Origin of the sequence: Pseudomonas sp. B13(2017), from assembly GCF_002113245.1 — a bacterium.
Taxonomy (GTDB): domain Bacteria; phylum Pseudomonadota; class Gammaproteobacteria; order Pseudomonadales; family Pseudomonadaceae; genus Aquipseudomonas; species Aquipseudomonas putida_Z.
The window spans coordinates 1-14,334 of sequence record NZ_NEJX01000013.1; the positions used below are offsets into that span (position 1 = coordinate 1).

At 63.8% G+C, this 14,334-nt stretch carries 11 protein-coding genes and 1 riboswitch; of the genes, 6 read left to right on the forward strand and 5 right to left on the reverse strand.

The features are described from left to right. Positions 1–144: 144 nt before the first annotated feature. From CAG44_RS17090 to CAG44_RS17100, 3 genes are all read right to left on the reverse strand, one after another. Positions 145–2,469: a bifunctional diguanylate cyclase/phosphodiesterase gene (locus CAG44_RS17090; protein ID WP_085692575.1), complete on the reverse strand. Its 2,325-nt coding sequence runs from the start codon at positions 2,467–2,469 to the stop codon at positions 145–147. Positions 2,470–2,550: 81 nt separating this feature from the next. Further along, the gene (locus tag CAG44_RS17095; RefSeq protein ID WP_085615673.1) at positions 2,551–3,534 is read right to left on the reverse strand and encodes an SCO family protein; all 984 of its coding nucleotides are present in this window, start codon (positions 3,532–3,534) and stop codon (positions 2,551–2,553) included. 123 nt (positions 3,535–3,657) lie between these two features. Next, entirely contained in the window at positions 3,658–7,050 is a 3,393-nt protein-coding gene (locus tag CAG44_RS17100) for an Ig-like domain-containing protein (protein WP_085692576.1), read from the reverse strand. A gap of 242 nt (positions 7,051–7,292) precedes the next feature. Further along, positions 7,293–7,407, forward strand: a riboswitch (TPP riboswitch). Between the two features lie 78 nt (positions 7,408–7,485). Here CAG44_RS17100 and CAG44_RS17105 point away from each other — a divergent pair. From CAG44_RS17105 to CAG44_RS29165, 5 genes are all read left to right on the forward strand, one after another. Continuing rightward, positions 7,486–8,133 carry a TenA family protein gene (locus CAG44_RS17105; protein WP_085589623.1) on the forward strand — a complete coding sequence of 216 codons (648 nt, stop codon included), beginning with the start codon at positions 7,486–7,488 and terminating at the stop codon, positions 8,131–8,133. Then, positions 8,130–8,792 carry a thiaminase II gene (gene tenA, locus CAG44_RS17110; RefSeq protein ID WP_084785179.1) on the forward strand — a complete coding sequence of 221 codons (663 nt, stop codon included), beginning with the start codon at positions 8,130–8,132 and terminating at the stop codon, positions 8,790–8,792. Before CAG44_RS17105 ends, tenA begins: the two co-directional genes overlap by 4 nt. Before the next feature lie 178 nt (positions 8,793–8,970). Further along, positions 8,971–10,212, forward strand: coding sequence for a cytosine deaminase (gene codA, locus CAG44_RS17115; protein ID WP_085589625.1), 1,242 nt, complete (start codon positions 8,971–8,973; stop codon positions 10,210–10,212). A gap of 227 nt (positions 10,213–10,439) precedes the next feature. After that, on the forward strand, positions 10,440–11,426 hold the full coding sequence (locus tag CAG44_RS17120; RefSeq protein ID WP_085692577.1) for a DNA-binding protein: 987 nt from the start codon (positions 10,440–10,442) through the stop codon (positions 11,424–11,426). 55 nt (positions 11,427–11,481) lie between these two features. Then, on the forward strand, positions 11,482–11,652 hold the full coding sequence (locus tag CAG44_RS29165; protein ID WP_238066344.1) for a DUF6021 family protein: 171 nt from the start codon (positions 11,482–11,484) through the stop codon (positions 11,650–11,652). Positions 11,653–11,761: 109 nt separating this feature from the next. On the opposite strand, the gene CAG44_RS17125 is transcribed toward CAG44_RS29165, so the two are convergent. Continuing rightward, positions 11,762–12,013 (reverse strand): hypothetical protein, encoded by a 252-nt coding sequence (locus CAG44_RS17125; protein ID WP_085692578.1) that lies wholly within the window; start codon positions 12,011–12,013, stop codon positions 11,762–11,764. An 8-nt stretch (positions 12,014–12,021) separates the two neighbouring features. After that, entirely contained in the window at positions 12,022–12,522 is a 501-nt protein-coding gene (locus CAG44_RS17130; protein ID WP_085692579.1) for a DUF4142 domain-containing protein, read from the reverse strand. 152 nt (positions 12,523–12,674) lie between these two features. On the opposite strand from CAG44_RS17130, the gene CAG44_RS17135 reads away from it, so the two are divergent. Then, positions 12,675–14,243, forward strand: a complete 1,569-nt coding sequence (locus CAG44_RS17135; protein ID WP_085692580.1) for a sensor domain-containing diguanylate cyclase — start codon at positions 12,675–12,677, stop codon at positions 14,241–14,243. Positions 14,244–14,334 lie beyond the last annotated feature (91 nt).

The window sequence follows — 14,334 nt, forward strand, 5'->3', positions numbered from 1 at the left end:
CGAACCTTAACCCTTCGACGCCGAATAGATTGCGGCAAGCCAACTACGCATCCAGATTCAGTATTGCAGAAACTGGGAGGACCATAGATGTGGGAGCGGCCTTGTGTCGCGATGGGCTGCGAAGCAGCCCCAATCTGGCTTGCGTTACACGCAGGCCTTGTCCTCGACACCGTTGAAGAGCGGGTAGTCACGCAACTGCGCCGGCGACAGCGGCCGGCTGAAGTGGTAGCCCTGGGCGATATCGCAGCCGGCAAGCTTCAGGCACACCACTTGTTCGCGGGTTTCCACGCCTTCGGCCACCACTTCCAGGCCCAGGCGTTTGGCAAGGATGATAGTGGACGACACGATCGGGCTGTCGTCGTGGCTGTTGGACAGCGGCGCAATCAGCGAGCGGTCGATCTTCAGTTTGCTCAGCGGCAGCGAGTGCAGGTGGGCGAAGCCGGCATAGCCGCGGCCGAAGTCGTCCAGGCTGATGCCCAGGCCAGCGTCGCGCAGGGTGTGCAGGTGCGCCACCGCCGTGCCTTCGGGGTCGAGGATGGTGGTTTCGGTGATTTCCAGCTCCAGCTGCTGCGGGGCGATGGCGTACTGCTGCAGTTTGCTCAATAGCCGTGCAGCGAAGTCCGCCTGGCGTAGCTGCAGGGCGGATACATTGACCGCCAGCCGAGTCTCCCGGCCCTGGGCGTGCCAACCCGACAAGGCCTCGCAGGCTAGGCGCAGCACCTCCCAGCCCAGTTCGACAATGAAACCGCTGCGCTCGGCAAGGTCAATGAACCGGTCCGGGTACAGCAGGCCGAACTCGGGGTGGTCCCAGCGCACCAGCGCTTCGTAGCCCAGCACCTGCTGGGTGTCGAGGCGGATCTGTGGCTGGTAGTGCAGCACGAACTGGCGCTCGGCCAGGGCGCTGCCGAAGGCCTGTTCGAGGGTGAAGGCGTGGATGTCGGCCAGGTTCAGCGACGGGTCGAAGAAACGGTACTGGGCGCGCCCGGCCTGCTTGGCCGAGTACATCGCGGCATCGGCACTGCGGATCAGGCTGTCGATGTCCTGGCCATCGCGCGGGCAGATGCTCACGCCCACGCTGGGGCTGGTGTTGACCTCCTGGCCGTCCAGCGCGTAGGTGGCCGACAGCTTCTGCACCAGTACACGGACCCAGGCATTGATCTGTTCCTCGCTGCGCTCGCCGGCCAGCAGCACCACGAACTCGTCGCCACCAAAGCGCGAAGCCTCGTCGCCTGGCTCCAGCAGACGCTGGATACGCCCGGCCACGGCCTGCAGCAGCAGGTCGCCGATCTTGTGCCCGAGCGAGTCGTTGATCGACTTGAAACGGTCCATATCGATGAACAGGATCGCCATCAGCCGGCGCTTGCCGCGTTGCCGGGTCAGCGCCTGGCTGGCCACCTCGACGAACTGGCGCCGGTTGTGCAGGCCGCTGAGGTGGTCGGTGGCCGCGGCATGGCTGCTGCGCCGGTGTTCGTCCTCGAGGCGGCCGATCAACTGCTGGTTGACCTGCTGCGCCTGTTCCAGCGCGTTGAAGGCCTCCTGGCGCTTGCGCAACAGGCGCAAGGTCCACAGCAGGCTGGCGAGGATCATCAGGGTCATGCTCAGGTTCAGCCAGAACTGCCGGGAATAGGCCAGCGTCGAAGGCGCGAGGATTTCGTCCTGGCGCTGGCTGACCACCACGCTGAAACCCCGCTCGGGCAGGCGCCGGTACAGGCTCTGGTACGGGTCGCCGGCTGCGTACTGGGTCAGCATGCCTGCTTCACTGCCGCTGTCCGGCAGCCCGGGCAGCAGGGCGTCGCCGGCCACCACCACGCCGCTGCTATCGATGCGCAACCGCTCCAGGCCGTCATCCTGCAGCAGGCGCACCAGCCCGCTGCTGCCCAGGTCGATGTGCTGTAGCAGCACCGCCAGGTAGCCGATATCCAGCTGCACCACCAGGATATTGTCGATTTCGCGGCCGGGCAGGTTGGTCAGCGGCAGCAGGAAGGGCAGGTGCCAGTTGGGCAGGGTGGCCGGTTGGCCGGCGGGCTGCACGCTGGGCAGGAACGGTTTGAAACCGTAGCGGGCAACGTGCCGCTGCAGCTGGCGCAACCAGTCTTCGGGCAGCTCGGCGGCTTCGTCGGCATGGCTGGCCGACAACAGCCGGCCTTGCCGGTCGTACAGGCTCATGCGCTTGAAGACCGGGTCTTCGGCAAGCATCCGCGCCAGGCTTGCGCTGCCCTGGCGCAGCACCTTCATGTCGTCCTGGGTGACCCGGCCCACGGCCTGGGCACGATCCACCAGCTGGCGCAGGCTTTCGCCGACGATACTGGCCAGGTTCAGGTGCTCGGCGGCCTTGGCCGACAGCGCGTCCTGGCGGGCGGCGGCCTTCTGCGAAACGTGCAGCCCCCAGAGAAAGGCCAGGGTGGCTGCACAGAGCATCAGGATCAGCAGCCGCAGAAGGCTGGCGGATGAAAGCGAACGGCGAATCACTGCTGATAGTTCCCGACCCTGGGTGATGGTCGAAAAATACGACAGTAAGATGACAGCCTAATGACTAATGGCTAATTGCCTCTAAGGATTTCCCTTATCGGCCAGCGGCGTCTGCAGGCGCGCGGTTTCTTCCTCCATGTAGCTCATCAGCGCGCTGACTTCGGTATCGCCCAGGCGCATGTTGGGCATGGCCACGCGGTTGTATTGTTCGTACAGCAGCATGGCCAAGGGGTCTTTCTGGGCCAGCATCAGGTCGGGCTCCTTCAGCCAGCGGGTCAGCCAGCTGGCATCACGCTGGCGGGTCACGCCCAGCAGGTCGGGGCCGATGCCGGGCTGCCCTGGTTCGGCGTTGCCCAGGGTGTGGCAGGACGAGCAACGGGTACGGAACAGCTGCTCGCCACTGCTGGGGGCGCGCACCTCGGGAGCCTGCGCGTAGTCGTTGGCCATGGCGCTGGCCTGTTTCCAGTTGTGCAGGCTGTTGCCCAGGCGGTCGGCGAGGATGTACGGGCTTTCGAAGGGCGAGGCTTTCATCCAGCGGCCGGTGGCCTGGTTGCCGATGATCAGGCTGAGGTTGTGGTCTTTTGAGCGGCCGTTTTCCAGGCCATCGATGTACAGGCCCAGGCTGCGGCGCAATTGTTCGATATCGGCTGGCTCGCCGGTGAGCAGCGTCCAGCCGGGGCCGATACCGAACTTTTCGGCGTAGCGCTTGAGGGTGGCGGGGGTGTCGTTGTAGGGGTCGATGCTGATGGAGTAGAGGAAGATGTCCTTGCCGACCCGGTCACCGAGGATTTTCTGCACCTGGCGCAGGCGGGCGGTTTCCACCGGGCAGGAATCGGAACAGCCGGTGAAGATGAAGTTGATGGCGACGACCTTGTCCTTGATCAGGTCGTCGAAGAAATGCACCTTTTCACCGTCCTGGGTGAGCAGCGGGATGTTGGGGAAGTAGTCGGCACCCCAGGGCGTTGCAGCTTCCTCGGCCACGGGTTGCTGCGGTTGCAGCGGCCAGAACGGGATGCTGGCGGCGAACAGCGAGAGCACTAGCAGGAAACGCCATGAGCCGGACATGATGCGGTCCTCGTCGATAACGGGATCGGGGCTGCCATGCAGCCCATCGCCGGCTAGCCAGCTCCCACAGGGACTGCACATGGCTTGCCTGCGATGGGCCGCATGGCGGCCCCCGCTTTACCCTCACTTGTATCTGACTGGCGCGGTCACGCTCTGCCCCAGCGCCGACTTCACGGTCACCGTCGCCGGCGTGGCCGGGCCGTAGCCGGACGTGGTTGCCACCAACCGCCAGCTGGCACCGCTGCCCGTGGCGGTCATCGTGGCGGTGCCCAGGTTCACCGGGCCGCCGGTAGTGGCCGCGGCCACAGTGATGCTGTTGCCTGTGGCCACCGAGGTAGTGCCAGCAATTTCCCAGGTGAAACGGTTGCTGCTGAGCACCTGTACCGTGGCACTGGTGACCTGGATCTGGTCGACCACCGCTGCCGAGCCTACCGCGATGCTGACCGTGGCCGGTGCTACCGATTCGGCGCCCTTGGCGTCACGCGCCGAGTAGTTGAAGCTGGCGGTGAACGGCGTGGTGACAGTGGCCGGCGGGGTGTAGGTCACCTTGGTGCCATCGGTGCTGGTATTGCCTTGGCCGGAGTCCGGCTGGCTGAGGCCGACGACGGTCAGCGGCAGGTTGCCTTCCGGGTCGGTATCGTTGGCCAGCACGTTCAGGGTGATCGGCTTGCCGGCCGTGGTAGCCGCGCTGTCGTTGGCCGCGACTGGCGGTTTGTTGGCCGCGTCGTCGTCGTCATGGTCTTTGGTGCGGAAGGTCGGCAGGCCAACCGAAGCGACGTACTCCACGCCATCCCAGCCTGGCAGCGGGGTCGGCATCACCTGGAACTGGCCTGGGTGCTCCAGGTCCCAGCGCAGCAGCATCGACGAGTCTTCATGCTGGGTGTTGTGGCAGTGTTCCATGTAGGTACCGGCAAACTCGCGGAAGCGGATCGCCACTTCCACTTCTTCCGAAGAATCGATGTCCGGCCCGATGCGATACACGTCCTTGCGCGCCCATTTTTCCCATTCTGGCGGTGCCTTGCCGTCGCGGCTGAGCACCACACCTTCCTCGAAGTGCACATGCACCGGGTGGCTCCAGCCATTGCCGCCGTTGATGATCTTCCACACTTCCAGGGTACCGTCGCCGCTGAAGCCGGCATCGGTGGACTGCTGGGCCAGCTGTGGCGCCGCGCTGATGCGCCGTGGGTCCATGCTGTAGCCAAAGCCGCCATCGGTCTTGATGGTCCAGGGCTGGGTGTCGGTGCCGTCGGAGCGACCGAAGATGAACTCGCGGTGGCGGGCAGCCTTGAGTTTGGCCTGGTCGGTGGCAGAGTTGCGGTCGATCGGCAGCGGCAGCATCTTCATGCCTGCGGCCTTGCCCGGTTTGGCCGGTTCATAGGCTGCCGGGTTCATGCTCAGGTCCTGGCCGCTGTAGGGCTGTACCACAAGCTGCAGGAACTTGCCGATCCCCGGGTCGCCGTTTTCCCAGCGTGGGCCTTTGCTGGTCTGCTTGATCACTGGCTTGTACTTTTCCGACAGCACGTCGGCCAGCGAGATGGCGCCTTCCGGGCCCTTGCCGCTCTGGTGTTCCTCAAGGTTGACGAAGTACAGCTTGTCGCCGACCTTGATGCCGTTCTTGGCGAAGTTGATGATGATGTCGTAGCGCTCGGCGATGCCTTGCAGCGGCAGGATACCGTTGTTGTCCTGCAGGTTGCCGTCACCGTTGAGGTCCATCGTCCCGTCGAACGGCACGGTGTGTTCCATGATGTTGCCGTCGTTGGCGATCATGTGGAACGGCACCCGCGCATACGACAGGTTGGAGCCGGTCGGGCCTTTGAACTCGCCACTGGTACCGGCAATTTCACGCACCACGGCGAACTTGAAGTAGCGCGACACCGAGCCATTGAGGATACGGAAGCGGTAGCTGCGCGCGCGTACCTTGAGCGTGGGCCGGTACTGCCAGTTGACCAGTATCTGGTCGCCGAGGAAGCCGTCGGTGTTGAACGGGTTGAACCACAGCTGGCCGTTGGCATCCCAGGCCTTGTCGGCGATCACCAGGTTGACGTCGTAGTCGCGGTTGCCCCACGGCATGCCCGAACCGCTGGGGAAACGCAGGTTGACGCCATCCTGCAGGGCCTCGTTGCCGCGGTCCAGGGCACTGTAGTAGTTCATCATCACGGCGTTGCCTTTGTAGACGTTCTGCGCCGTGAAATCCAGCATGTGGTCGTGGAACCAGTGGGTGCTCATGGTTTCGCGCCAGTCACCACGGATCTTGATGCTGCCGTTCTGGCAGGTTTTCAGGCCTGGCGAGGCGTCATTGACGAACAGGGTTTCACCCGGCGAGCAGGGGAACGCCGCGCGCGGGTCCTGGGCGCGGGTGTTGATAGTGTCGTAACCAGCCAGTTGCAACGGCCAGCGGTAATCGTAGTACTGCCCAGGGAAGAAGTAGGCGTTGGCGAAGCCGTCGCTCTCGGCTGGTGAGTGGCCGTTGTGCTCGTGAGTGGAAAGGGTGTGCAGGCCAAAGCCGTTGTTGGCCGCAGGGTCGATCGGCAGGGCGTTGTAATGGCGCATCAGGATCGGCTGGCCATAGCGCACCATCAGCAACTTGGGTGGGAAGGTGCCGTCGAAGGTCCATACCGATTTGTGGTTTTGCAGGGGCATCTTCGGATGGAAGCGGGTGTCGATGCCCTTGGTGGTGCCCAGCGTGTTCGGGATGTCAGAGGTCTGGTAGTACAGGCCGCCCGGGGCGAACTCGCCAACTGCATAGTTGTGCAGTTGCTTGCGGTCACGCAGGCCGAGGTTGATGCGCGCGCCGGCCTGGGCGGTCTTGAAGCCCGCCTGCGGGTAGAACTCGTTCCAGCGCTGGTGCGACCAGCCTTTTCCTGGTGGCCGGCCTTCCGCCGGGGAGCCGACCGGCTGGCGGTTGAGGAACATCTCGATCTGCGCCTTCCACGGGTTGCGGTCGAGCACGTTGGAATACTGGGTCGGGAAGGGGTACAGGCCCGGCTGTTTGAGGAAGGCTTCCAGGGCCGTGCCGCTAGGGCCGCTGCGCGCCACCACGTTGGGGTCCTGCGCCGGTGCTGCGCCCAGGGTGGGCACCGGGAAGGTCAGGGGCGGCTGCGGCAACGTGGGGTCGAGTTTCTCCGTGCCGAACTCCTCGAACAGCAGTAGCTGCTGGGTAAACGGCAATGCCCCGAACAGCGGGCTGGGCTTGCCATTGGTGGGGTATTTGTTGTCGGTTTGCAGGGCCGGTGGCAACACGTTGTTGGCGCGTACCGTGTCGCGGTCGCCATACACGCCATTGGTCAGCTCCAGCGAACCTTGGTTGGCCGGCGGCATGTTGAACAGGTCCAGCAAGGCCTGGGTCGGGTCGGCTGGCTGGTCGGTGTAGGCCGACGGGTCGGTCGGCGGTGGCATGCTGTTGTCGTCGAGGGGAGCGGCGGTAGCCGTGACCAGCCCGAGGCCGAGCATCAGCGTGGTGAGGGTGGACAGCTGGAATGCATGCCTGGCAGGGTGGATCACGGCAGGTGTTTTCATTGCCTTATGCCTCGCTCGCGGCCTTATGGCTTTCAGCCATCAGTGGCGTTTTGCCCGTTTCTGGGGCTGGAGCAACGGCTGTGCCAACCCAAATGCGAGGAATGTGTTTCTAAACAAATCCTTGTGGCGCCTGATGTGCGCTAAATGCCATTGCGTCAAAAATGGGTGAGGGGCCCCACTAGTGGGTCACCCATTGCCCACAGATTGGGTGGTGACAGCAGCGGCGCCCTGGGGTATACCTGAGCGCCACCAAGGGGAGCCCGGCATCGGGCTGAGAAACCGCTGGATGCTGCAGCGCGGTGACCCTTCGAACCTGATCCGGATCATGCCGGCGAAGGGATGGGACTTGAAACCTGCCTTTTTGCCGGCCTCACTGCGAGGCCCGTCCATGCCAACCATCGCGGTCTCGCTGTCACCCCCATCAAGGACAGCAACATGACCGAACGCTTCAGCCAGTCCCTGCGCCGCCGCAGCGAGCCGACCTGGTCGGCGGCCGTTGGCCACCGCTTCGTCACCCAATTGTGCGACGGCAGCCTGCCGGACCCGATCATGGTCGACTACCTGGTGCAGGACCACCGCTTCCTCGACAGCTTCCTGACCCTGCTGGGCGCGGCCATCGCCACCGCCGACACCTTCGAGGCGCGCCTGCGCTTCGGGCGCTTTGCCGGGATGATCTCCAGTGACGAGAACACCTACTTCCTGCGCGCCTTCGAGGCCCTGGGGGTAAGCCCCGCGCAACGCAGCGAACCGGCCGACACTGTGCCAACCGCAGGCTTCAAGGCGATCATGCGCGAAGCGGCGGCCACCCGGTCCTATGCGGCCGCGCTGGCGGTGCTCAACGTCGCCGAAGGCCTGTACCTGGACTGGGCGCTGAAGGCGCCAAAGCCGATGCCGGACAACTTCGTCCACGCCGAATGGATCACCCTGCACGACAACCCGGCATTCCAGGACTTCGTTGCCTTCCTGCAAGCCGAACTCGACCGCGTCGGCCCGCAGGAAGCCGCGCTGGCGGCTGACTTCTACCAGCGCACCGTGGCGCTGGAGCTGGCCTTCTTCGATGCCGTCTACCCGGAGGACAAATGAGCATGGATATCTTCGACCGCCTCAAGGCTGCCGCCACGCCGCAGTGGAACAGCTATGTCGACCACGAATTCGTGCGCCAGATGGGCGAGGGTACGCTGAGCGAAGCCGCCTTCCGCACCTATCTGGTACAGGATTACCTGTTCCTTATCCAGTTCGCCCGCGCCTGGGCGCTGGCCGCCTACAAGAGCCGACGCCCGGCCGACATCCGCGCCGCGCAGGCCGGGTTGGCGGCGATTCTGGATGAAACCGAGCTGCACTTGCGCCTGTGCGCACGCTGGGGCCTGACCCAGGCTGATATCGAGGCCGCGCCAGAACACCAGGCCACGGTTGCCTATACCCGCTATGTGCTGGACTGCGGTGCCGCGGGTGACCTGCTGGAGTTGCATGTGGCCTTGGCGCCTTGCGTGATCGGCTACGCCGAGATTGGCCGGGCGTTGTCCGAGCGCATTGGCGATCTGAGCAATCACCCGTACCGCGAGTGGATCGCCGAGTATGCCGGTGAAGGCTACCAGGGTGTCGCCACCGCGGCGCGCAAGCATCTGGACGAGCTGGCAGCGCGGAGCATGACCGAGCAACGGTTTGCTGAACTGGTGGGGATTTTCGGCCAGGCGTCCAGCCTGGAGGCGGACTTCTGGCAGATGGGGTTGGACGGAGCCTGATTTGCTGCCTGCGCCGGCCCTATCGCCGGCAAGCCAGCTCCCACAGGTACTGCGCAGACTTCAGGGCTGTGGTTTACCTGTGGGAGCTGGCTTGCCGGCGATAGGGCCAGTAGCAAATACCACAACGCTTGGGCCACTATGCTGGTAGGGCCACCCGCAAAGCCCAGGGAGAAGCATCATGAACATCATCAACGCACGCCTGCGCGGCAAGCCCGGCCTGTTCCGCATCGAGCTCAGCGGCGAACGCATCGCCGCCATCGTGCCCCAGGCCGAAGGGGTGGCGACGCGCGCTGCCGATGACCTGGATGCCGTGCAAAACCTGGTGGTAGCGCCCTTCATCGAACCGCACATCCACCTGGACGCCACGCTGACCGCCGGCGAGCCGCGCTGGAACATGAGCGGCACCCTGTTCGAAGGCATCGAGTGCTGGGCCGAGCGCAAGGCGATCACCACCCACGACGACATCAAGAACCGCGCGAAAAAGACCATCGGCATGCTGGTGGAGCATGGCATCCAGCATGTGCGTACCCATGTCGATGTCACCGACCCCACCTTGACTGCGCTCAAGGCCATGGTCGAAGTGCGTGACGAAGTGCGCCACCTGCTCGACCTGCAGATCGTCGCCTTCCCCCAGGAGGGTATCGAGTCTTATGCCAATGGCCGGGCGCTGATGGCCGAAGCGGTTGCCATCGGTGCCGATGTGGTTGGCGGCATCCCGCATTTCGAGAACACCCGCGACCAGGGCGTATCGTCGGTCAAGTTCCTGATGGACCTGGCCGAGCGTGCCGGCTGCCTGGTGGACGTGCATTGCGACGAGACCGACGACCCGCAGTCGCGCTTCCTTGAAGTGCTGGCCGAAGAGGCGCGGGTGCGCGGCATGGGGGCCCGGGTGACAGCCAGCCATACCGTGGCCATGGGCTCGTACGACAATGCCTACTGCTACAAGCTGTTCCGCCTGCTCAAGCAGTCGGGTATCAATTTCGTGTCCTGCCCGACCGAGAGCATTCACCTGCAAGGGCGTTTCGACAACTACCCGAAACGCCGCGGCGTCACCCGCGTGGCCGAGCTTGACCGGACCGGGATGAACGTGTGCTTTGGCCAGGATTCCATCGTCGACCCTTGGTACCCGCTGGGTAATGGCAACATCCTGCGTATTCTCGAGGCCGGCCTGCACATCTGCCACATGCTTGGCTACGAAGACCTGCAGCGCTGCCTGGACCTGATCACCGACAACAGCGCCCGCACCCTGAACCTGGGCGAGCGCTACGGTATCGAAGTGGGGCGGCCGGCCAACCTGTTGCTGCTGTCGGCGCCGGACGATTACGAAATGGTGCGCAGCCAGGGGCATGCGCTGGTGTCGGTACGCAACGGCAAGGTGCTGATGCGTAGAACGCCTGCCAGGGTCGAACACTACACCTGACGCTCCCTGCGTCAGCTTTTGCAGCGCCCCGCCGGCTTGAAGCCGAGCGGGGCGTTTTGCTGTCTGGCGTACTGTTTTATTCCCTTGCGCGGCGTTCATGAACCACTTACATGCGATAAGCCGTGATTATTCCACCATAGGAAATGTTTGCATGGGCAATGACCTTTCTCCATAATTGGTACGTAATTACATGGTACATAACACGTTACAAAATCGTAGGAGCAAGCATGGCCCGGGGCGGTATCAACAAGGTTGTAGTGCAGCAGGCGCGTCAGGCGCTGATTGCCCGTGGCGAGAACCCCAGCATCGATGCCATACGTATCGAACTGGGCAACACCGGCTCCAAGACCACGATTCACCGCTACCTGAAAGAGTTGAACGGTCAGCAGCCTGTGGCCGCTGAGGGCGGCATTGCGCTGAGCGACGTGCTGAGCCGAATGGTCGGGCAGTTGGCTACCCAGTTGCAGGACGAAGCCGACCTGAAGATCGAGCAGGCCGAAAGCACCTTCACTCGACAGCGCGAACAACTGGAGGCGCAACTGGCGATTGCCCAGCAGGCACTGGCTGCGGCGCATCAGCAGCATCAGATCGACGTGGCCGCGCTGGCGGCCGAATCGGAGAAATTGCTCTCCACCCAAAGCACCCTTCAAGCCGAACAGCTGCGCAGTGCCAGCCTCAACCAGTCGCTGGGCGAGCTGCAGGTGCGCCTGGCCGACAAGGACGAGCAGGTCAAGTCACTGGAAGACAAGCACCGTCATGCCCGCGACGCGCTGGAGCATTACCGCAACGCCAGCCGCGAACAGCGTGAACAGGAACAGCGCCGCCACGAGGCGCAGCTGCAACAGTTGCAGGTGGAAGTGCGCCAGTTGCAGCAGGGCATGATCGTCAAGCAGGACGAGCTGACCCGCCTGCACCGCGACAACGAGCGTTTGCTGGGTGAGCATCGCCAGGCTGCCAGCGCCTGCAGGGCGCAGGATGAATTGCTGGAACAGCGTGATGCACAGATCCAGGGCTTGCGCACGATCCTGGCCCAGGCGCAGGGTGCCAGCGAGGAAATGCGTCGGCAGCTGGATGTACAGGCACAGAGCCTGGAGGCCAGGCGCGACTTGTGCACGGAACAGGCTCGCCAACTGCAGCAACTCGAGGAGCAACTGAAGCAACGTGATGCAGCGTTGGTTCAATGCCGTGCCCAGCTAGCGGTGGATACAGATTAATCAAACTTTTCCTGACCGGTGATTTCTTCCCTAGACACTCACCGGAGATAGCCTCATGCCTGAACCACAACAGCCAGAAAAACATCCCCAAGGGCCCCATTCGTCCGAGCAGGCGAACAAACGCCAGGATTTGGGTTTCGACCCCGATTCGCCAGATGTGGAGGATCCGCAAGTCGACCCTCAAGGGCCCGCCAAGCCACCGCGGGACGTCGAAAAATCCCCGTGAAGGTGGCATTTGTCGCAAAGGGGCCGCTCAGCGGCCCCCGCGATCAACACGGTACTGCTTAGGGCGGGCTGTCTTGAGCCCTTGGCCAGGAAAGCTACGCTCGCTTGACTCAGGGCTCTGCCTGCCTGGCTGCCTCCACGCCCGCAGCCGAGAGCTTGATGGGGTAGTTCACGCTGATCTGATGGTCGCTGCTCACCGCCACGCTGCCATCCTGGATCAAGCCGGCCTCCTGCAGCGTCTTGAGCATGCCGGCCACGGCTTTCTCGCCCCGGTAGTTGTCCAGCACTTCCTTGCCCAGCCCCTGGGGGTGAGCGTGCAGCAGGCGAGTCAGCACTTCGGCTTTCAATGCATCGTTACTCATGGCGGGCCTCACTTGCCGTGTTTGGCCTGAAGCGCCTTGGCATGCTCCAGATGCTGTTCGAGTTTGGGCAGGGTTTCGCTGGCAAAGGCCTTCAATTCAGCCTTGTCGGACGATGCCGCTTCCTTCTTGAACAACTCCACCGCCTTTTCGTGAGCGTCGACCTGGTTGTTGACGTAAGACTTGTCGAACGACTCCTCCCGCCATTCCAGGATCATTTTCTTGACCTTGTCGGTTATTGCCGCCTCATCAGGTACGGATATATCGAGCTTGCGAGCGATGTCGCCGAGTTTCTGATTGGCCTGGGTGTGGTCGGTGACCATCTGCTGGGCGAAGGTCTTGATTTCGGCATTCTGAGTTTTTTCCAGAGCCAGCTTGCCAGTGACCACTTCGGCAATACCGGCCTCGGTGGCCGCTTCGACGAAGTCATCGGAACTCGCCGCCATCGCGTGTACCGATGCCAGGCCCAACACCATCGAAAAACCGACGCGCTTGATGAAGAGACTGCTCATGCTTCACTCCTTAAACCGTGGCGCGACCTCAGTGTCGCGTACGGTTGAGGGTGAATGGGCGGCAAAGGTTTAATCTTTTTCCTGGCCGGCTGCGCCCAGGTGGTGCTGAACTATAGTGAAAGGCGGCGAACGCGGTATGGCTAGGGATTTCAATGTGTGCAGCCAGGAAACAGGATGAAGACGGGTTCTTCGCGATAACAGGCGAGGGCCGCGCCGTGGCGCTGTTCCGCCTGGTACTGGCGTTCATGCTGGTGGTGATGCTGGCCTTCGTCGTGGTGGAAGGCTGGCGTATCTGGCGCGACTACCGGCACGCCTTCACCAACGCCGAAAACATGGTCACCAACCTGGCCCGGGCCACGGCGCAGCATGCCGAAGACGCCATCCGCCAGGTCGACGCAATTACCGCGGCGCTGGCCGAGCGCCTGGAAGGCGACGGCTTCGAGCACATCGACCGGCCGCGTCTGCATACCTTGCTGGTGCAGCAGAAAAGCATCATGCCGCAGTTGCACGGGTTGTTCGTGTATGGCCCGGATGGCAGCTGGATCGTGACCGACCAGGCGGTAGTCCCGCCCAATGCCAACAATGCCGACCGCGACTACTTCATCTACCACCGCGACCATACCGACCGTGGGGTACACATCGGTTCGGTGGTGCGCAGCCGTTCCACTGGCGACCTGATCATCCCCATTTCACGGCGCCTGCAATATGCCGATGGCAGCTTCGCCGGGGTGTTGCTGGGAACCATCAAGGTGGAGTGGTTCGTGCGCTACTACGGCGACTTCAAGATCGATGAACGTGGCGCGCTGGTGCTGGCCAAGCGCGACGGCACCATCCTGGTACGGCGGCCGTTCGTCGAGCAGGTGGTGGGCCGCAGCCTGAGCAGCAGCGAGATCTTCCGCAAGCACCTGCCGTATGCAAGCGAAGGGGTGGCCGAGGCGGTCGCCGTGGTGGACGGCACGCCACGGCTGTATGGCTTTCGCGCACTGGGCAGCTACCCGTTGGTAGTGGAGGCGGGCTTGTCGCGGGAGTCGATCGTTGCGCCCTGGCGACACGATGCGATCAAGTCGGTGGCGGTCTTGCTGCTGTTGCTGGTGGGGCTGGCGGCCTTTGGTGGCGTGGTGTTGCGCCAGTTGCGCGAGCGTATCGTCATCGAACGGGCGCTGCACCAGGCACACCAGACCCTGAAGGCCCTGGCACTGACCGACAGCCTGACCGGCCTGGGTAACCGCCGGCGGCTGGATGCAGTGTTCGAGCCGGAGCTGCGCCGGGCGCGACGCCAGGGCTATCCGCTGGCGCTGGTGATGCTCGACCTGGATTACTTCAAGGCCTACAACGACCGATACGGGCACCCCGCGGGCGACCAGTGTCTGCGGCGCTTTGCCGAGGTGCTGCAGCAGGCACTGAAGCGGCCGGCCGACCTGGCTGTACGCTATGGCGGCGAGGAGTTCACATTGCTGCTGCCTGATACCGATGTTCGCGGGGCGGAACTGCTGATGCAGGAAGTGCAACAGCTGTTGCGTCGGCAGCCGCTGGAGCATGCGGGCAGCCCACTGGGGCGGGTGTCGTTCAGTGCGGGGATTGCCGTGGGTGACCTGGCGCGGGAGGGAGTGACGGCCGAGCGCCTGATGGCGGCAGCGGATGCGGCGCTGTACCAGGCCAAGCGCCAGGGGCGGGATGGGTATCGTGTGGCAGAAAGTTCGGTGGCGGGTGTAGAAGAATGAAGGCCCCGGGTTGCCTGTACCGGCCCCATCGCCGGCAAGCCAGCTCCCACGGGTAATGTGCATCTCTTTGGCACGGCGCGGTCCCTGTGGG